Origin of the sequence: Nostoc sp. CENA543 (assembly GCF_002896875.1) — a bacterium.
In the GTDB taxonomy this organism is placed as follows: Bacteria; Cyanobacteriota; Cyanobacteriia; order Cyanobacteriales; family Nostocaceae; genus Trichormus.
Genome location: NZ_CP023278.1, coordinates 974349 through 993644 on the forward strand (window position 1 = coordinate 974349; position 19296 = coordinate 993644).

General features: G+C 39.0%; 18 protein-coding genes and 1 tRNA gene. 5 read left to right on the forward strand and 14 right to left on the reverse strand.

Annotated features, from left to right (window positions below; translation table 11 throughout):
• Nucleotides 1–528: 528 nt before the first annotated feature.
• On the reverse strand, nt 529–804 hold the full coding sequence (locus CLI64_RS03975) for a hypothetical protein (RefSeq protein WP_103136006.1): 276 nt from the start codon (nt 802–804) through the stop codon (nt 529–531).
• 55 nt (nt 805–859) lie between these two features.
• The gene (locus CLI64_RS03980; protein ID WP_103136007.1) at nt 860–1087 is read right to left on the reverse strand and encodes a hypothetical protein; all 228 of its coding nucleotides are present in this window, start codon (nt 1085–1087) and stop codon (nt 860–862) included.
• Nucleotides 1088–1200: 113 nt separating this feature from the next.
• Between CLI64_RS03980 and CLI64_RS03985 the strand changes: the two genes are divergently transcribed.
• Complete coding sequence (locus tag CLI64_RS03985) at nt 1201–2109, forward strand: DUF4351 domain-containing protein (protein WP_103136008.1); 909 nt, start codon at nt 1201–1203, stop codon at nt 2107–2109.
• A 267-nt stretch (nt 2110–2376) separates the two neighbouring features.
• Here the strand turns inward: CLI64_RS03985 and CLI64_RS03990 are convergent, their stop codons facing one another.
• The 6 genes from CLI64_RS03990 to CLI64_RS04015 form a co-directional block, all read right to left on the reverse strand.
• A complete protein-coding gene (locus CLI64_RS03990) occupies nt 2377–3012 on the reverse strand; it encodes a Uma2 family endonuclease (protein ID WP_103136009.1) in 636 nt (211 codons plus the stop codon).
• Between the two features lie 23 nt (nt 3013–3035).
• On the reverse strand, nt 3036–3692 hold the full coding sequence (locus tag CLI64_RS03995) for a type I restriction endonuclease subunit R (protein WP_103136010.1): 657 nt from the start codon (nt 3690–3692) through the stop codon (nt 3036–3038).
• A gap of 99 nt (nt 3693–3791) precedes the next feature.
• Nucleotides 3792–7295, reverse strand: a complete 3504-nt coding sequence (locus tag CLI64_RS04000) for a hypothetical protein (protein ID WP_103136011.1) — start codon at nt 7293–7295, stop codon at nt 3792–3794.
• Nucleotides 7296–7350: 55 nt separating this feature from the next.
• Nucleotides 7351–8271, reverse strand: coding sequence for a DUF4007 family protein (locus CLI64_RS04005; protein WP_192881679.1), 921 nt, complete (start codon nt 8269–8271; stop codon nt 7351–7353).
• Nucleotides 8272–8571: 300 nt separating this feature from the next.
• Nucleotides 8572–8644, reverse strand: a tRNA-Arg gene (locus tag CLI64_RS04010).
• Between the two features lie 40 nt (nt 8645–8684).
• Nucleotides 8685–9875: a murein hydrolase activator EnvC gene (locus CLI64_RS04015; protein WP_103136012.1), complete on the reverse strand. Its 1191-nt coding sequence runs from the start codon at nt 9873–9875 to the stop codon at nt 8685–8687.
• A 226-nt stretch (nt 9876–10101) separates the two neighbouring features.
• On the opposite strand from CLI64_RS04015, the gene CLI64_RS04020 reads away from it, so the two are divergent.
• Both CLI64_RS04020 and CLI64_RS04025 read left to right on the forward strand, forming a co-directional pair.
• Nucleotides 10102–10500, forward strand: coding sequence for a DUF4189 domain-containing protein (locus tag CLI64_RS04020; RefSeq protein WP_103136013.1), 399 nt, complete (start codon nt 10102–10104; stop codon nt 10498–10500).
• 127 nt (nt 10501–10627) lie between these two features.
• Nucleotides 10628–11404 (forward strand): class II aldolase/adducin family protein, encoded by a 777-nt coding sequence (locus tag CLI64_RS04025; RefSeq protein ID WP_103136014.1) that lies wholly within the window; start codon nt 10628–10630, stop codon nt 11402–11404.
• A 179-nt stretch (nt 11405–11583) separates the two neighbouring features.
• Here the strand turns inward: CLI64_RS04025 and trmFO are convergent, their stop codons facing one another.
• The 6 genes from trmFO to CLI64_RS04055 form a co-directional block, all read right to left on the reverse strand.
• Nucleotides 11584–12897: an FADH(2)-oxidizing methylenetetrahydrofolate--tRNA-(uracil(54)-C(5))-methyltransferase TrmFO gene (trmFO, locus tag CLI64_RS04030; protein ID WP_103140583.1), complete on the reverse strand. Its 1314-nt coding sequence runs from the start codon at nt 12895–12897 to the stop codon at nt 11584–11586.
• A 116-nt stretch (nt 12898–13013) separates the two neighbouring features.
• The gene (locus tag CLI64_RS04035; RefSeq protein ID WP_103136015.1) at nt 13014–14261 is read right to left on the reverse strand and encodes a hypothetical protein; all 1248 of its coding nucleotides are present in this window, start codon (nt 14259–14261) and stop codon (nt 13014–13016) included.
• Between the two features lie 84 nt (nt 14262–14345).
• Nucleotides 14346–15029, reverse strand: coding sequence for a glutathione S-transferase family protein (locus CLI64_RS04040; RefSeq protein ID WP_103136016.1), 684 nt, complete (start codon nt 15027–15029; stop codon nt 14346–14348).
• 61 nt (nt 15030–15090) lie between these two features.
• A complete protein-coding gene (locus tag CLI64_RS04045) occupies nt 15091–15516 on the reverse strand; it encodes a thioesterase family protein (RefSeq protein ID WP_103136017.1) in 426 nt (141 codons plus the stop codon).
• A gap of 51 nt (nt 15517–15567) precedes the next feature.
• Entirely contained in the window at nt 15568–15957 is a 390-nt protein-coding gene (locus CLI64_RS04050; RefSeq protein ID WP_103136018.1) for a tautomerase family protein, read from the reverse strand.
• A gap of 3 nt (nt 15958–15960) precedes the next feature.
• Nucleotides 15961–16548, reverse strand: coding sequence for a TetR/AcrR family transcriptional regulator (locus CLI64_RS04055; protein ID WP_103136019.1), 588 nt, complete (start codon nt 16546–16548; stop codon nt 15961–15963).
• 157 nt (nt 16549–16705) lie between these two features.
• On the opposite strand from CLI64_RS04055, the gene CLI64_RS04060 reads away from it, so the two are divergent.
• The gene (locus CLI64_RS04060) at nt 16706–16978 is read left to right on the forward strand and encodes a GlsB/YeaQ/YmgE family stress response membrane protein (protein WP_103136020.1); all 273 of its coding nucleotides are present in this window, start codon (nt 16706–16708) and stop codon (nt 16976–16978) included.
• A 244-nt stretch (nt 16979–17222) separates the two neighbouring features.
• Entirely contained in the window at nt 17223–19283 is a 2061-nt protein-coding gene (locus tag CLI64_RS04065) for a thioredoxin domain-containing protein (protein ID WP_103136021.1), read from the forward strand.
• The last annotated feature ends 13 nt before the right edge of the window (nt 19284–19296 follow it).

Sequence of the window (19296 nt, forward strand, 5' to 3'; positions counted from 1 at the left end):
CTAACCCCCAACCCCTTCCCTACAAGGGAAGGGGAGTAACATTCAAAGCCTCTCTCCGCTTCGGGGAGAGGTTTGGAGAGGGGTTTTTCAGATCCCGTTAAAAGTCAAGTATATTAATCGTGCTAATATTCTAACAAACGTGTAAAGATATTGTGTAGCAGTTTTAAATAAATATTCAATACATCTAGTAATATTACTTATTTAACTAGCCTTTTACAAACTCAGAAATCATAATTTTATACATTGTTATGTAGCAGTTCGCAATTTCTAGATCCTCGGCTTATCAAAGAAATCGGGGATCTTGTTTCTCACCAATGATTTAATACTCGAATATTTTTACCTGCAAGTTCCTGATAACAGCTAATTTTCCAGAGATTAAAACGCAGATTTTTAAGACTCTAACCAGTTGTCTAATTTTAAATTAGGAATATTTTCAACATCATCAGTTGAATTTAGTCACAGCTTGGGAATTATTATTCAGTAACGCCACACAAATATTAGTATCTAGTAGATACATTAGCCATTATCCTAATTACCAAATAAATCTATATCCCTACCTCGATAAATATGACGCTGTTGTTCAATTTCTGCAAAAATTTCTGTTAATTCAGATTGATTTTCCCAAGCTCCAAATAGTTGATTAAGTCTGGCTAACCTCTCTTCATCTGTCAATTGCGATTCTGTTCCTTTGATTTGACCTTTGATAAAACCTACTTCCAGTATTATTTCAGTCCCATCGGGGATATTATTAATTTCTTCTAATATTTCAATACTTTGCCCACGTTTTATCCCTCTAATCCTCATCTTTAATCACCTCCCATATTTGCTAACATTTATCAGCAACCTAACAACACATAACTTACTTATCTTTTAACCGACGCTTCATTTCTAAGTATTGCTGAAACTTCTGATCAGATATGCACTGATCAATAAATTTCTCTAGTTCATCCTTCATTGTACTGTCAATAAACTGACAATACTCCTTAAACACATCCTTCTTCCCTTCTGGAAGATAGAAACCAAGATACTCCTGTCCCTGACGCTTCTCTGTCACAAGAAATTTTTGCTGATCATCAAAACTCATCATAAATCGTTAAGTTTCAATATTTATTTTGTACTGTACATCTGCACTGTACCGTACAATAATATCAACTCTTGATTTCAGAGAATCATTAACTTTCAATTCGGAGTAACAGCGAAGTGACGCGCTTTATACATGACAAATTTGCTAAAGACTATCTGGAAGAACTACTAAAAAATTACGGAGAAGTCAAAGCATCAGAAAAAATCTCAGGAGAAATCAAAGAAATAGATGTATTCTTCACACCCAACAAACAGCAAACACCTAACTTACAAATCCTGGGTTTACTAGGAAGATTTGCCGAAAATCCAGCCATCATAGAACCCTTTCGTAATCCAGCATCCACCGATGAAATCTGTGATTGTATACTCAAATTATTAGAAGTCAAAGCCTCACTAAGACGAGAAGCGAAAACCAACAAAACCAAACTTCAAGACTCAGAAATTCCCCAACTGTGGGTTCTGACCCCCACAGTATCCGAAACTAGACTATCTAGCTTTGGAACAGTCCAAAAACCCAATTGGATATCAGGAGTACACTTTCTCCCAGATGCACTACGCATAGCCATTGTCGCCATACATCAACTACCACAAACACCCGCAACACTATGGCTGAGACTTTTAGGTAGAGGAAACGTACAATCCCAAGCAATTATGGAATTGCAAGCGTTACCATTAAATCATCCATACCAAAAAGCCACCCTCGAATTAGTTTACAACCTGCGGGAAAACTTAAGAATCAATCAAGAATTAGAAACAGACGATAGGGAGTTAGTTATGCGATTAGAACCACTTTATCAAAGAGATAGAGAACAAGCTATATGGCAAGGAAAGCAAGAGGGAAGGAGAGAAGGAGAACAAGACTTAATATTACGTTTACTTAATCGCCGGCTTGGGGAAATTAACCAATCATTAATAGAACGTATTCAAGGATTATCAATTGAACAATTAGAAAATCTAGGAGAAGCATTACTAGACTTTTCTAACATTGCTGATTTAGAAACTTGGTTAAACCAACAACAAGAATAAACCATCACAAATCAAACTTAAATTGCAATACAGTTCAGTTAAGAAAATAGTTTGTAGTGAGGACTTTAGTCCTCATCTAAGGACTGAAGTCCTTACTACGAACTTTTCCTTACTTCACAAACCCCATATTTTAGCCTTAACTGAACCGTATTGACTTAAATTGTAGTGTGTGTTACGGCTGCGAAAGCATTTGGAAGTGTGAGTAAATTATATCTAGCCGTAATGCACCACCATCATACGGTGCGTTACGCTTTGCTTGAACACACCCTACTTAATACTATTAAAACTTTCCCGAAACTTAGCAATTAAATCTTTTGGTTTCCCACCAGACATAACTAAATTGGCTAACAATTCTAAATCTAAATCTGGAAAAAGTTCACTTTTCGTTATTTGCTCATACTGATTACCACGCAGAGAATATAATAAAAATTGATTGTTCCGCCAAAACCAAACTTCCGACACACCTAAACCTTGATAAATTAATAAATCATCAATTCCCCCACTGGTGACAACTATTTCAATCGCCAAATCAGGAACAGGTTTTTCATAATTAAAACAATAACATTCATCTGGTTCTATACCCCTAGCGGCGGCTTCTCTTCTAAAAGTGGTTGAGCCTAAAGGATAGAAATCAATAGATTTATCTATAAAATAGGTTTCCAACAATAAAGCAATAATCTTTTTATCCACCTCATGGCGGCGACTCGGTGACATTATTTCTAGAGTACCTTCTAAATATTTAAAGCGATAGTGAGAATTATTTTGACAACTTTGCAATAGTGTTTCATATATATCCCAGCTAATCCCATTCATCAGCAAAATTTGGTCAGAATCAACGTTGTGTAGTGCTGAATGACTTGTTAATTCTTCCCATAGATTCAATTTGGCTAGTAAACCCAACATTGTCACTACTCCCAAATCTATTTTCAGTTTGTATCATCTTCAATCTGACTTCCTAACTTTTTCAAAATCATTAGCACATCATGAAGTTCATTCTGTAAAGGTAAAAGGGAAAAAATACGCGAAATATCATATTGAGGTGTTCCCTGACGATTTAGTTTGATAAAAAAGAACTCTCCCCCATTAGTCGCCATCCCAAATACAGGTTTTTCTGCATTAGGATTAACCATCATATAAGCTAAAACTTGAGGAATTGCCACATCAAGATTAATTGCTGTTCCCTTAGACTCCAAAACTGCCATCCACAATCCTTTTGACACTACTAAAAAATCAATTCTTCCCCTTAAAATTTCCTCGTTCACTTCATCTATAGGAACTAATGCAATAACTTCAACAGCAACTTCCCCTTGCATTTGAAAAGGAGGATCATAAAAACCTGCTAACTCCAGTAAGGGCGATAAAACCACTAAATTAACTAACCCTTCTGCTAGATGCCCATTAGCTCGATGATAGCGGTATCTAGCTTTAATTCTATCTAATACTGTTTTTTCCTTATCAGTTAAATCAGCTAAATTTTCTCTCCACTCTGGGAAAAAATTAATATCAGCAGTACGAACTAAATTAAACTGCCTTTCTGCTTCACTAATTGTGGTAATTCTTTGAGTAATCGCTGTTTGGATCATCTTGTGATTTCTCTTAGCTGCTCGGTATGATTTATATCTAACGCACGCTTGTCATGCAGTTCCCATGCTAGGTTCTTTTTCCCCATCATAATGCTTCTATTAACCAGCATTTTTCCCTGCTATTTCATCATTCCCCTTATCGCCAATTTGCGCCACCGTCTCAGGTAAATCAGGATTTAAAATGCGTTCACTCAACATTGCTAAAATCGCCTGTCTTAACTGTTGATCATCAGGTAATTTTGCCAAAATTTCGTCAACAATCTTCTCAACCTGCGACTCTCTCCCATGATCTACCCATACCATTTGATGGATTTCTTGACCATCAGGACAAGTCATGGTAATGCGTCGTGCTTCAAAACCTTCCCCTTTGGCGGCGACTTCTTTTTGCAACGCTTCCAAATTCTTAAACCGCCGTACCAAATCGGCTAATTTCATCTCAAAGGCAACTGCATCATCATCAGTCCAAGATTCTGCCGGTTTATCTGCTACAATCATCACCAAAGCTTCTAACCATTGAGCATCAGTTTTAGTTTCGTCTGATGCAGCCCGAATAAAGCGTTTGAGTAAAGGTTCAATACATTTTCCGGCTAAATAATTCGCCCTAACTCGCAAATCTTCCCGCAGTTTTGTTTCCGGACTTCTCACCCCAAAGGCTTCATAAATCAGTTTTTTACAATCACTCAATAATTGATCATACGCTGTATGAATATCTCTCAAAGCATGAACTAACTTAGTCCGTAAAGTTCTCGCCGTTACCCCATCATCCCCAGCTTCCGTCCCAATTGCTGGTAAATTACAAGCGGCGGGTAAAGCTTTAAATAATAATTCATCGGGTTCAACGGTGGTTTGTAATGCTTTTAAAATGGCTCGCGGTTCGGTTGCAAGTTTTTTAGTTTGTTGAGTATATTTCGGTAATTTCTTCACAAATTGATAAAGGGGAGTTACCACAGTTAATAAAGTGGTGTTACGCACTTTCCCCAATTTCTTTAACTGGGGATTGCGTAAAATAACTTCCAATTCTTTGAAAACTTCCGCCCTTAATCCCACGACTGCAAAATATTTAACTGCAAATCGTTCGGGATATTTGACTAATAATTCAAAATGTTCTGTTCCCAATACCGGAATAAATGTCCCGTCTTGATACAGTCCCAAATCATCAGCGTGATACAACAACACAGCCGCTAAAATCACCGGAACTGCACCCTGTTTTACACCAAATGGTGGTGCTGATAAATGTTGATAGAGTAAATCAAAACTTTGGCTTTTCTCTGTCGCTGCTAAACAAAAGTCTTCAACCGCTTCCCACAGAGAATTTAAACCAGAATTTTCTGATGGTGGGTAAAAATCCCAGTCTTCATCTTCTTGACGGTGTATCCCTGTTTCCTCTAACAGAGAATAATACATACTGACTTCCGGGCCATACCCTTCTAAACCCAATCTTTCCTCATGCTGATGTTCTAACATCGCCTGAATCAACTCGCGCCTAGCCTTCGCCCCTTGGGAAGTTAAATCACGGCGGTTGATTAATTCATTCCACAAAATGGGACTGTGATGATAAGTGCGATCGCAAATCTCCGACAGCTTACTATTAAAGTCAGTAATGTTGTTTAATGTCTCAACTTGTCCCTGAATCCAACATTGCTGATTTACCCCAATACTAAAGGATTGATCTAAAGTTTCATCTAAAAATTCTTCTGCTTCTTGTAGGCGATAATTTACCTCTTTTCTCGCCACCCCGTCAGTTTGCAACTCTTTAGCAGTTTTTTTGATATTACTTAAAGCCACAAATTCTAGTGTACGTATTCGCAATATATCTAAACTAGCCGCACTCAAAATCACCAACGGTTTACCATCGCTAGTATTAGCCGGAACAGCATTCGGAACTGCTTCATCTACCCAATAACCAACAAAACCATCTGCATCTGTGCTATTGCAACTTAACTGAGTTAAATCTTGAGAGCTATCTAAATAATGGCGTTCAAAATAACGCAAAGTCCCCGTTTTATAACTGTGACGCTGGGCGACTAATGGCTTGAGAGGACGGTGTATAGTTAATAGTTTAACTAAAGGACTTCTCTCTTGTTCTATATATGTACTTAACTCGCCATCAACATTAAAATCAGAACCTTGCCAAATCCGCAATTCGTCTAATTGACGACGATGGGTAATGAGATTCTGTTTGAGTAGTTTATCAATAATTTCCTGCCAATAATTAATCTCTGCGGCTGTCGGGAAATTACACATCGCTAAACAAACTAAATTTCTCGTCGCCCGCATCGAACCTGTAATAGTAATCAGGTTAAAAATCCCAATTGTTTTTAATACCCTCAGACTATCTTCTTCTAATCTCTTAGCATCATTAATTAAATCTTGTACTTCTACCCATCTTTGCAAATTCGGGCGAGAAGCTAAACCCATCCCCGCCGACTCAATAAAATAATCATAAACTTGGTAGACTTTCAAACAAGGTAATTCATAATCTTTAACTGCTACCTCTTCCAGAAAATTCCGAAACGATAAAGGTTCACTACTAGTTAAAAACGTAAATAAAGAACGGTCATTTTGAGCATATTTTTGACACAAACTTGGTAACACCAAAGCCGCTAAGGGATGTAGAGGATAAACATTTTTAATTACTTGTGCTGTAACTTCTTCATCGACAATAATCGATTCTAAATACCTACTCCACTCCTGTGCATAAGTATGAGTCGCACTTTCAATATTGGCTGCGGCTGAAGAGTTAATTGCTGCACCAATCAAACCCATCATTTGTCCAGATGATTCGGTAAAAGCAATATCCTCAAATCTTCCCTGAATCTTCGCCCATTCGTTGCGTTGAATTGTGGCTAATCTTTGACTATATTCAGCAAAAGCTTGATGTAAAATTCCTAAGACATAAACGGGATGTTGACTATCTTTTGGTAATTCTGCTAATTGCTGTAAAAGATATAAATCTTCATCACCTTGAGCATAAGCCGCATATTCTAGATTCTTACCTAATTCATCAATAACCAGAAAAATACCCGTTCCTGATTCCTTAGCCAATTCTAATATCAACTGCGGAATTTCTCTGCTATCAACCTTACCACCATCATTAATTTCTGCTTCTAAATCTACCAACTGACGCACAACGCCGATTTTATTTCTTTGACTAGCAGTCCAAAAATTATCTACACCAGTCAACAACGCCCGAATAATAGTATGGCTAATTGGTTCTCGTTGTCCCGTAGCTACAGCCCTAATTAATCCTTTAGGGTTAACTTTCTCTTGTATTAATTGATAAATCTCACTATCTTTACCTAATTTATCCTCAGCGATCGCTAAAGCTTTAAGATGAATTTTACTCTGAGACTTAGCCGCCAGAGAAATTAAATAATGGGCAAAAGCTGATTTCCCAGTTCCGTAAACACTAGTTAAAGTCCAAGCCCTGTTACCTGCATCGTTATTAAAATTATTTAAAATTCGTTTAAGTGAATCAATCGCTCTTTTAGTCAGCACATAACCGTCTAAAGCTTCCACACTATCTAAATCTCTTTCTAAATTAATAGACCGAGAATAGCGACGTTGCAAACTAAAATAATGGGATAGCTTTTTGTTAGTCATAATTCCACTCATGTTTATCAATAAATATATAGATATAATCCCGATTAACTTGTTTCTAACTCTGTTCTCTCAGATAATATCTATCTAAAATCTCTTCAGCCAATATTTCGGGATTTTCCGGTAAAGATAACTGAATCAAACCGGCGGTATCTTCCAAAATTATCGCGTTAAATTCCTTCGCCACTTTCTCAATAGCCCCAAATAAAACACTTTCCGTTAATTTAAATACCATTCCTGGGCTACCTTCATCATAAAGTAACTTGCGAATAGTAATTGTATTGCTGTCTTGATTCGCCCAACTAGCATATTCTAAACAAGTTGCAACTATCATCGATGCAGGTAAATTCGCTTTTGCGCCAATTTTAAACTGATAACTTTTACCAAAATGACGAATTAACCCCAACTCATTAAAAGGACAATCAATCGAATCTTCTATAGGACTATTATCTCTACTAAAATCTTGTGTCGCATACATCCTTAAAATACAACTGATATCTTTTATAAAAGATGAATCAGCAATTTTTTTATCAAAGCTTTTAATATAATCTTGTAATCCAGCTAAAATATCCTCTTTTGTAAAATCCAAATCTCGAAACACATTAAAAGTATAATACCAAGCAGCCGCTTCACAAGTTGGTTTCAACAAATTCCAATGTAACAACCACAATGAAGCCGGATCTTCTAAATAAGCATCCCAACCATTATTTCCTAAAAGTTTTTCGCCAAATGCTGTGGGTGAATTACTTTTGTCAATCAATTTAAACGCACTACACCAATAACGAATAGCACGTACCATATTTTTACCAACACCTAAACGCACAGGTGCATCATCTTGTAAGAAAACCCCAGGATTTTTTTTAGCTGCATCAAACCCTTTTTTCAACCAGCCAAAACGCGGATGAAAAGTTTCATGGTTGGCAAATGTCGGGTTAACTGGATTTTCCTGATGTTTTAAGTTCAGCGTTGTTTGGATCACGATAGGATGGCGATATAGTAGCAATCATCTTGTTTATTATGACTCAAAGTAGAGACATCTTAGTCAATTAATCCGTGTTCTAATAAAATCAAAAGCAAGTAATAAGCTGATTTTTTCTATGGGTTTGTTTAAATTAAGTAAACAATGATGAATTTAGTTATTCAGAAGATAAAATATAGCAGTTCTAAATAATTCGCGAGATACAAGATACCCGACTCCTTTAAGAAGTCGGGTATCTGACCAACGAAAATTAGATAGGATTGCTACATCAGTAAAATACTTTGATTAAGCTTTTTATAACGAGCGCGGAGGGATTTGAACCCCCGGCCAACAGAACCGGAATCTGTTGCTCTATCCACTGAGCTACGCGCCCTCGTACTGGACGATTATATCACGAGATTGAACATTTTGTGTTACAGATAATTTGCTGGGTTGACTGGTGTACCATTGCGGCGGACTTCAAAATGCAGGTGTGGCCCGGTGGATAAACCAGTTGAACCAACAGCCGCGATCGCCTGTCCTCTTTGTACTGATTGTCCTTCCCGCACGTATAATTCGCTAGTATGCCCGTATAGTGTGGTAATGCCGTTACCGTGATTGATAATGACAGCTTTGCCGTAACCACCGTACCACCCAGCAAAAATCACTGTTCCTGAGTCGGCAGCACGAATTGTACTCCCGTAGCTAGCCGCAAAATCTAACCCAGCATGAAAGCGACGATACCTCAAAATCGGGTGTATCCGCCAGCCAAAGGGACTGCTAGTGGGTGCGTCACTGGGAAAAGCGAAGATTCCTGTACCCTTAACAAAAATATTTGTGCGACTGTTGGTTTTTGCTTGTGCGGCTTCTCTGGCTTGTGCTTCGGCTATTTTTTGTTGAATTAGGGTTTCTAAACTCTTGGAATCTTTTTCTAGTTGATTTTGTGCGGCTTCCAAGGCTAGGCGATCGCTATTCAATCTTTGCACTAATTCTGATTGAGACTGGGCTTGAGCTTGATAATCGGCTTTTTGTGCTAATAATTGCTCTCTAATTAGGGCAATTTCATTTTTTTGCGATTCTACTTCGGTTTTTTGCTGATTCAGTAATTCGGCTTGCTTGGCTAATTTTGTCAAAATCTGTTGATCCGCTTGATATACCAACTTTAACTGATAGCGACGGCTGATAAAATCACTGATATCTCGACTTTGTAATAATACCGCCCATCCTTGACTAATAGGCGATCGCTGAAGATATCTTAACCGTCCAATCGTTGCTAATTGGCGTTCGCCATAGATTTGTTCTGCTAAAGCTAAGTCAGCTTCTAATTGCTGGAGGCGTTGAGTAGCAACCTTTAGTCGTGTCTCTGTCTCTTGAATTTGACCATTGGTAGTTTGCAGATTGTTGACGATTCCAGTTAAGTGATTTTGCGCTGCTTGTTGGATTTTAGTCAAGCGATCGCGTTCTCGAATCACATTCTGGCGTTCTTGATTAACCTGTTGCTGTTGTTGTCGGAGGTTGTTGACTGTTGGTGCTGGGGTTGCAAATACCGGTAGCCAAATCAGCATCCAGCAGAGTATCAGCAAACACCAGCAAACTTTCCAGTATCGAATTAATGGCGTTTTCATGCCTTATCTTCAGCCAAGGGATTGCAAGCATAGATAGCATTGTTCCCAAAATGCCGGTATATCTAACAGCAGTTTTCATAAAGTACATCTTTATACAAAATTAGTAGAAATGCGAATCTCGAAGCTGAAGAAAGTAGCAAATAATAGTGGCAACACTCGGTAAAAAGCGTAGTGATTCTTCTCAAAAAAAATAGTCCTCATTAATAGAATTTGGAAATAGAGAATAATGCAGAAAAATTATTTACAAAAAGGCATAGTTGCAGCCGTCGCCGCATTTTCTTTACTATCAGGAATTACTCAGTCTGCGAACGCACAATCAAGAAACGTATACGGAGCAATTTCCTATTCTCCTTCTACTCAAGTTTATTCTTCAGGAATTGCTAGAACCAAGCAAGGCGCAATTAACGCCGCTTTAAGTAATTGTCGCAGTGAGAGCGAAGCTCAAGATTGTACAGTACCCCTGTGGTTTAGAAATGCTTGGGGTGCTTTAGCTGTGGGTTCTGATGGTAGCTACGGAACAGGCTGGGGAACTGACCAAGGTTTAGCAGAAAAGTTTGCTGTTAGCACCTGTCAACGTTACGGTGGTCAAAATTGTCAGGTAATTTTTGTCAGACAGGCTAGATAAAAAATTTCTCCCAAAAAAATATTCCAGTAGGGTGCGTCAGTGCTGACGCACCCTTGTATTTTGTCTAGTTAACGTTATCTTTATTTCTAAGTAAATATGAATTTATGCTCAACAAATTGGGGGAAAAATGCCCGTTACCACTAGAGAAAAGCCAAATGCACCTCAACCACCAACTTTTGATTCTATTGCAGAAGCCAGATTAAATCGCCAACAACGTCTAGCCGCCGCCTTTCGCCTGTTTTCGCGGTTCGGTTTTGACGAAGGTGTTGCAGGCCATATTACAGCCCGTGATCCAGAAAACCCTAATCATTTTTGGGTGAATCCCTTCGGAATGCACTTTGGATTAATTAAAGTGAGTGACTTAATTTTAGTTAATCATGAAGGAGAAGTAATTTTAGGCGATCGCCCCGTCAACCGAGCTGCTTTTGCTATCCATTCCCAAATTCATGCGGCGCGTCCTGATGTCGTCGCTGCGGCTCATGCTCATTCACTTTACGGCAAAAGCTGGTCTAGTCTTGGTCGCCTACTCGATCCCCTCACCCAAGATGCTTGTTCTTTTTATCAAGACCATAGTGTGTTTGAGGACTATACTGGTGTAGTTCTCGACCCCCTAGAAGGTCAGCGCATCGCCCAGACTTTAGGTAAAAATAAAGCCCTCATTCTACAAAATCATGGTTTATTGACAGTCGGGCAAACAGTTGATGAAGCTGCTTGGTGGTTCATTGCAATGGAACGTTCTTGTCAAGCTCAACTATTAGCAGAAGCGGCTGGTAAACCGAAATTAATTCAACCAGAATCTGCTAGTGTGGCACACAGTCAAGTCGGTTCTACACAAATGGGTTGGTTTAGCTTTCAGCCTTTGTATGACATGATTGTCCGCCAAGAACCTGATTTATTGGATTAGGGGTGTGAGGGTGTGAGGGTGTAAGGGTGTAAGGGTGTAGGGGTGTGAGGGTGTAAAGAAAAGATAGAAAACCTAAAACCATACGGAAAAATAAATTATTCCCCCTAAACCCCTAAACCCCTAAACCCCTAAGCCACCCCTACACCCCTATACCCCTACACCCCTACACCCCTACACCCCTATAAATTCGCCTTCCAACTAGCCAACTCTGCCAAAGAGCGATCGCGATAACGTCCATAACGCTCCTGTTTATTTTTAATTTTCATGCCTAAATCGGGGAAAATACCGAAATTCGGTGGCATTGGTTGGAAATGCTTCGGTGAGGCGGAACTGATAAACTCAAATAATGCCCCCATCATGGTTGTGTTGGGTAATGCCAAAGGTTCTTTACCCAAAGCTAACCGCGCTGCATTTATTCCCGCTAAACAACCACCGGCGGCTGCTGCTGTGTAACCTTCTGTCCCAATTAACTGTCCAGCCGCCAACAATGTAGGACGCTGTTTAAATTGCAAAGTTGGTAGCATTAACTGCGGCGCATTAATAAAGGTGTTGCGGTGCATGACTCCCAAACGCACAAATTCCGCCTTTTCTAAACCAGGAATCATCTGGAAGACTCGTTTTTGTTCACCCCAACGCAGATTTGTTTGGAAGCCAACCATATTCCACAACTGACCGGCTTTATCTTCCTGGCGCAACTGTACCACCGCATAGGGACGTTCACCAGTGCGGCTATCAGATAAACCCACTGGCTTTAAAGGCCCGTAGCGCATCGTGTCTTCTCCCCGTTGTGCGAGTTCTTCAATGGGGAGACAGGCTTCAAAAAATTTCGCTGTTTCTCGCTCAAAATCCTTGAGTTCTGTTTGTTCGGCTTGACAAAGTGCCTCCCAAAACCGCAGATATTGCTCCTTATTCATGGGACAGTTGAGATAAGCGGCTTCTCCTTTGTCATAGCGTGAAGCCATAAAAGCAACATCACGGTTGATAGATTCACCGACAATAATCGGACTAGCCGCATCAAAAAAACTCATGTATTCCATGCCAGTAAAGCGGTGCAAGTCTTCTGCTAAGTCGGGACTTGTTAATGGCCCACTTGCCAAAACCACAATACCTTCGGGAATCGCTGGAACTTCCCCACGCCGGAATTCAATTAACGGATGATTCTCTAAAGTTTGCGTTAAATCCTGTCCAAATTGACCCCTATCCACAGCCAACGCACCCCCAGCCGGTACAGCGTGTTCATCGGCTTTAGAGATGACTATAGAACCGAGTTGGCGTAATTCTGTATGCAGTAAACCCGCCGCGCGATCGCTTGCCATTGCGCCAAAAGAGTTACTACACACCAATTCTGCTAAATGTTCTGTATGATGGGCAGGGCTGAAACGTTGGGGACGCATTTCATGTAAAATCACTGGTACTCCAGCCTGAGCAATTTGCCATGCTGCTTCTGTCCCAGCTAGCCCACCTCCAATTACTTGTATTGGTTGTTGAGTCATAGTCATTTTTATAATTCCTGCTTTATTAAAGATAATTTGCTGGGGAGGTATTTATAATACCGCAGGCAAAAAACCGTTGTAGATTTTTATGGTTTAATTTTTCTACAAATTATTCCTTAGTAATATTTTTGCTTAATATCTTCTACTTCTGTTCTCAGTCCATTAGCATGAATTAAACCAACATATCCCTTAAATTGACAGTTACCTTCACTATTATATACAGATACATGAGGAATTTGAGCTAAATTATCACGCATTCTTAGCTTGCCACTACCATCACAAAATTCAAAACTTTCTCTTAGTTTATCGATATTCCCAAAATACATATCCCAATAATTTGCACTTTTAGAATCTACAGCTTGGGCAGAATCTTCATTTTCTAGCAGCACAATAGTCATTCCTGGCACTTTTTTTAACCGTTCAATTACCACATCAATGATTTTTTCTTCACTGCCAAGAATATTATCTACAATTATTTTTGCGGTCTGAGGACAATGCCAGTAATTTATATGAGCATCGGCGGCACCCGATGCTAAAGATGCCATATAGAAAACTTGATTAATATTGGTATTCATTTTACTGGCTGCTTCAACAGCAGGAAATGCAGCTACAGCACGTACAGTTGTTTCTAAATCATTAGCACTAGTGGATATAAATTTATCCTTGATTAACAAATTAGGTACATTATTTATTTTTAAACTAGCTTCTAAAGGATAAGCAATTAAATCTGAGGCGTGGATTATATTAGTCCATCTTAGGTTTTGTTGATTAAAATCACTCATGAAATCATGAATTTGATGTTTTTTAATATCTAATATCATATTAAATAATAAAATTGGTGATCCCATTGTGGTGATACTTTTAAGATTGACTCTACCATTAATTAATTTCCTAAAAATAAATGCAGAATCACCTGATGAAAATTTATCAGAAAAGAGCATATCCCATAAGATTACAGTTCCCATAGAATGGGCAACAATATGAAGTTCATTTTCATCAGGATAATCTTGAATCAGTTCATTTAAATGTAGTGTGATAGCTTCTCTAATTTTCGCTCCTCTTTCAATATTGAGGTAAGTAAAAGCATCACCTACAAAATCAGAAATAAACTCTTGTCTAATTTCCTGACCACGAAATATATCTTGAGTATCAACATGAGGATTTTCTTGCTTAGTATTTGCTAAGTCTTGATGAATAAAATTCCAAATTCTATCTTTAGTGTTTAAAATATCAGCATAAAATCCAGAGTGAAAATGCGGTAAATTATGACCACGCTGAGACAAATCTTGTTTAATTAGAGATTGCAAAGGTTTAGCAAATTTGACTTTGGACTCAGCAACACCATGAATAAAAAAAATTAGCATTGTTATTCCAATCAGTAACAATGCTTACAATCTAATCTACTTTTTCTCAATCAGCTATGTAGAAACAACGTAAAAGTGTCATCACTATTTATTTTCATCACCTTGATGATTTTTATTCATCTCCCGCCTGTGCAATCTCACCAAAAATCTTACCCGTCGTTGGAATTCCTCAAAGTCTGCGTCGCTGAGTTGAGTTTTTTGCCAAGCTGGACGTTGCTGAATATGTTCACACCAATTTTGCAGTTGGGGATAATCATTTAAACCCACGCCCAAGTTAGGTAAAAAGGGTAAAACTGTCCCAGCTACAATATCTGCTAGGGTTAATTGTTCCCCAACGAAAAAAGGGCGATCGCCTATAATTTCTGTGAAAAATTGCAGCACTGTATTGATATGTTTGACTGCTTGTACAAACTGCGATGAATCAGGACTCTCACAAATTAGTGGGATAGTTTTGGGGAATAGTTCATTAGCCGTCACCATCTGCAACATTCTGACTTTTGCTAATGCTTGAGAATCACTAGGTAACAATGTGGGTGTGGGATATTTACTTTCTAAATAATCTAAAATAGCCAAAGATTCTATGACTCTAAAACCATCATCTACTATGACGGGAATATGATGAAATGGATTGAGTTGCAAAAATTCTGATTGTAATTGATCACCGTTTAATTTTAATAAAATTGCTTCAAAATCAATTCCCTTTTCTAATAAAGTGATCCATACACGTCGAGCATTAGGGGAAAGTGGGGCATAGTAAAATTTCAGCACAGAAAACTCCGATTTTGGATTTAAAAGACCGAATGTTTTTTTAGTAAAAAATTGGTAGAATCTACTGAACTTGGCAGTATTTCTGTTTTAGTGGTTCTGGAATGGGAATTGGCCGACCGTTATCTAAGTTGATAAAAGCACCTTTTTGTATAGCTAATGCTGCTAACTTGTCATCAGCTAAAATCTCTGCTTGGACAGTCCATTTTAAGCGACCTAAATTACTCAACCATAAACGACCAATCACTTGGGAATTTAATTTAATTGAGCGTTTATATTCAATTTCTGTACCTGCAAGAATTGGGGCATATCCTTGCTGTAATTGTTGCTCAAGTTGCCAATGTTCTTCTAAAAATTTGAGGCGTAAATCTTCTAACCATCTCACATAAACTATGTTGCTGACAATGCCCATAAAATCTATATCATAGGTTTTTATGGGTATATTCATTACTACTTCTAGTGCTCTAGATGATTTTTCTGTAACTAGCATAGTTCATCCTCAAATTTTCAGACCAATCGGTTTGTTGCTTGTCAAAAAAAATTAAACGTCTATTTTGTAGTTTAGTACCAACTCATCACCAGCTAAACCTCTAATCCCCCAATTAGATTTGGGTGTTTCAAAGATTGTAATCTCAATATCATTAACTGCAATGTTAAATTTATCATGAATTTTTTGAACAATGGTCTGAATTAGTTGTTTTTTAGTGGACAATGACCGACCTTCAAACATACTAATCTCAATAATTAAATAGTTTTCTGTTCTATCTTGGGGATAGTAAAAATCAGTTGGTTCTAGTGGAAAAAATCGATGAAATCTTTTTTCAATAGGAATTTGCAACACTGCAACTACAGCAGAATGAATAATATCGGATAACTCGACTTTAATGGGATTAAGTTTATCAGCCAATCCATAAATTTTAATTTGAGCCATGTTTTAAAGATGAGTATCTATATATTGATTTAGATGATTGACCGCTCTTTGCATATAAATTTTATCTTCATATAACTTGGTCATCATAATTGCACCTTCTAGGGTTGCAGTTATGATACTGGCAATTTCATCTGCATTTACGTCAGATTGAATTTCACCTTTAGCGATTCCGGTTTCAATAATCCGACTAATGAGATTTAGCCAAGCAGTCATAGCTTGCTGTGTGCGTGCTTTTAAAACAGGGTGAGCATCATCACTTTCTACAGCTGTATTGAGTAGTGGACATCCTCCAGGGATGGGGGGATTGTCTACAAAACTGCTAAATACATTAATCATGGCCTTTACACGGGCGATCGCATGACGTTCATGGCGTAATGCTAACCTGTAATGTTTACTCACACAAGCGATCGCATAATCAAACGCTTGTAATGCTAATTCATCCTTACTTTGAAAGTGATTGTAGATTCCTCCTTTTTTTAACCCTGTCACCCGCATGATGTCAGAAATCGACGCACCAGCGTATCCCTGTTGATTAAACAGTTCGGCTGCTTGTTGAATAATTCGAGCTTTTGTTTCTTCGCCTTTAGACATCGAAAATATTTAAGACCGAGTGGTCTGATTAAAAATATCACTATATATATAGAATAGTCAATAACAATTCAATGGCATTAATACTTATTTCTCCAGAGAGAAGGAAAACTAGATTTTAATCAATAAATTACTGGTAAGTCTTCTTTCCAGTTAAATTATGAACATTATCGCTTGGATAATTCTTGGACTGATTGCTGGAGCGATCGCCAAAGCTATTTACCCTGGTCGTCAAGGCGGTGGTATCATCGCAACTATGATTTTAGGCATCATTGGGGCGTTAATTGGCGGTACTTTAGTGACACTTTTAGAAACGGGAAGATTACAATTAACGGCAGCCACTTTCAGCATTCCTGGCTTTATTGTTGCTATTATCGGTGCGATCGTTGCTATTTTTATCTGGAGTTTAGTTACAGGACGCACTAGTCACTAAGGGATTTTCAACTAAGAAAATATACTATCACGTTGATGGCATGGGGGCAGGGGGCAGGGAGCAGGGGGAAAGACGGTTGTTTTGAAGCAGATAGACTGAATAATATATTTTCTGTAAGTCCCTTGAATTTTGACTTGATTTATCCCGATTCCCTTTACTTCCCGAAATATCTATATTTAGGCATTGAGGTAAATACTGACAGCAGTTAGACTGGGCAAATAAGGCAACTATCTGCACCCTAACCATGACTAATCGCCTTGCTCAAGCCCAGAGTCTCTACCTCCGTAAACACGCCGAAAACCCGATTGATTGGTGGCCTTGGTGTGATGAAGCTCTTGCAACTGCTAAAACCGAAAATAAACCGATTTTTGTCTCTATTGGCTATTCCAGTTGTCACTGGTGTACTGTCATGGAAGGTGAGGCGTTTTCTGATCTAGCTGTAGCTGAGTATCTGAACGCTAATTTTTTGCCTATTAAAGTAGATAGAGAAGAAAGACCAGACATCGATAGCATCTATATGCAGGCTTTGCAGATGATGAGTGGTCAAGGGGGTTGGCCTTTAAATGTCTTTCTCTCACCAGAAGATTTAGTCCCGTTTTACGCTGGGACTTATTTTCCTCTAGAACCGCGTTACAACCGTCCTGGATTTTTGCAGGTTTTGCAAGCACTGCGCCGCTATTACGATACAGAAAAAGAGGATTTACAGCAACGCAAAGCTGTAATTGCTGAATCCTTGCTAAAATCTGCGGTTTTACAAGGAGAAGCGACACAACAAGCTCAAACACAAGAACTATTGCAACGTGGTTGGGAAACTAGTACAGGGATTCTTACGCCGAATCAGTATGGTAATAGCTTCCCGATGATTCCCTATGCAGAATTGGCACTGCAGGGAACGCGATGTCAGTTTGAATCTCGGTATGATGGTCAACAAGTATGCCTTCAGCGTGGTCTAGATTTAGCTTTGGGTGGGATTTATGACCATGTAGCTGGCGGCTTTCATCGCTACACCGTTGACCCTACTTGGACTGTCCCCCACTTTGAAAAGATGCTTTACGATAATGGTCAAATCGTCGAGTATCTAGCTAATTTATGGAGTGCAGGGATTCAAGAACCGGCATTTGCGAGGGCTGTATCTGGTACTGTGCAGTGGCTACAAAGGGAAATGACTGCACCGACTGGTTATTTTTATGCGGCTCAAGATGCGGATAGTTTTACTCATCCTGGGGAAAGGGAACCAGAAGAGGGGGCTTTTTACGTTTGGAGTTACGCAGAATTAGAACAACTGTTAACACCGACAGAACTAACAGAATTACAACAACAGTTTACAGTCACCCCTAACGGCAATTTTGAAGGGAAAAACGTCTTGCAAAGACGCAATGCAGGGGAATTAAGTACAAATTTAGAAGTAGCTTTAGATAAATTGTTTGCCGTGCGTTATGGTAGTTTACCTGATGCCCTACCCACTTTCCCGCCTGCACGAGACAACCAAGAAGCCAAAACCACCGACTGGCCAGGACGTATCCCCGCAGTTACAGATACAAAGATGATTGTAGCTTGGAATAGCTTGATGATTTCTGGGCTAGCTAGGGCGGCGGCGGCGTTCCAATTACCAGAATATTGGGAAGTAGGGGCGAAAGCGGCGGAATTTGTTTACTCACATCAGTTTGTGGCGGGACGTTTCCACAGACTCAACTATGAGGGTCAACCGGCTGTATTGGCGCAGTCGGAAGATTATGCTTTATTTATTAAGGCGTTGCTAGATTTACACCAAACGCAGAACCCACAGAACTCTTTATGGTTGGAAAGAGCGATCGCACTGCAAACCGAATTTCATCAGTTTCTCTGGAGTGTAGAATTAGGTGGCTACTTTAATGCCGCTAGTGATGCGAGTCAAGATTTAATTGTACGGGAACGCAGTTATGCTGATAATGCTACACCCTCAGCTAACGGTGTGGCGATCGCAAATTTAGTCCGGCTATCACTGTTAACTGATGATCTCCATTATCTAGACTTAGCCGAACAAGGTTTAAAAGCTTTTAACAGTATCATGCAGCAAGCACCCCAAGCTTGTCCCAGTTTATTTACCGCCTTAGATTGGTATCATAACTGCACTTTAATTCGCAGCACCACCGAGCAAATTAACTCATTACTACCCAAATATTTACCCACTGTAGCGTTGAGTGTAGTGTCTAATTTACCCGCCGATAGCGTTGGTTTAGTTTGCCAAGGCTTGAAATGTCTCCCCGCAGCCGGAAGTTTAGAACAGTTGTTGCAGCAAGTACAGCAGAGTCAAAATAGGGCATAGGGCATGGGGCATG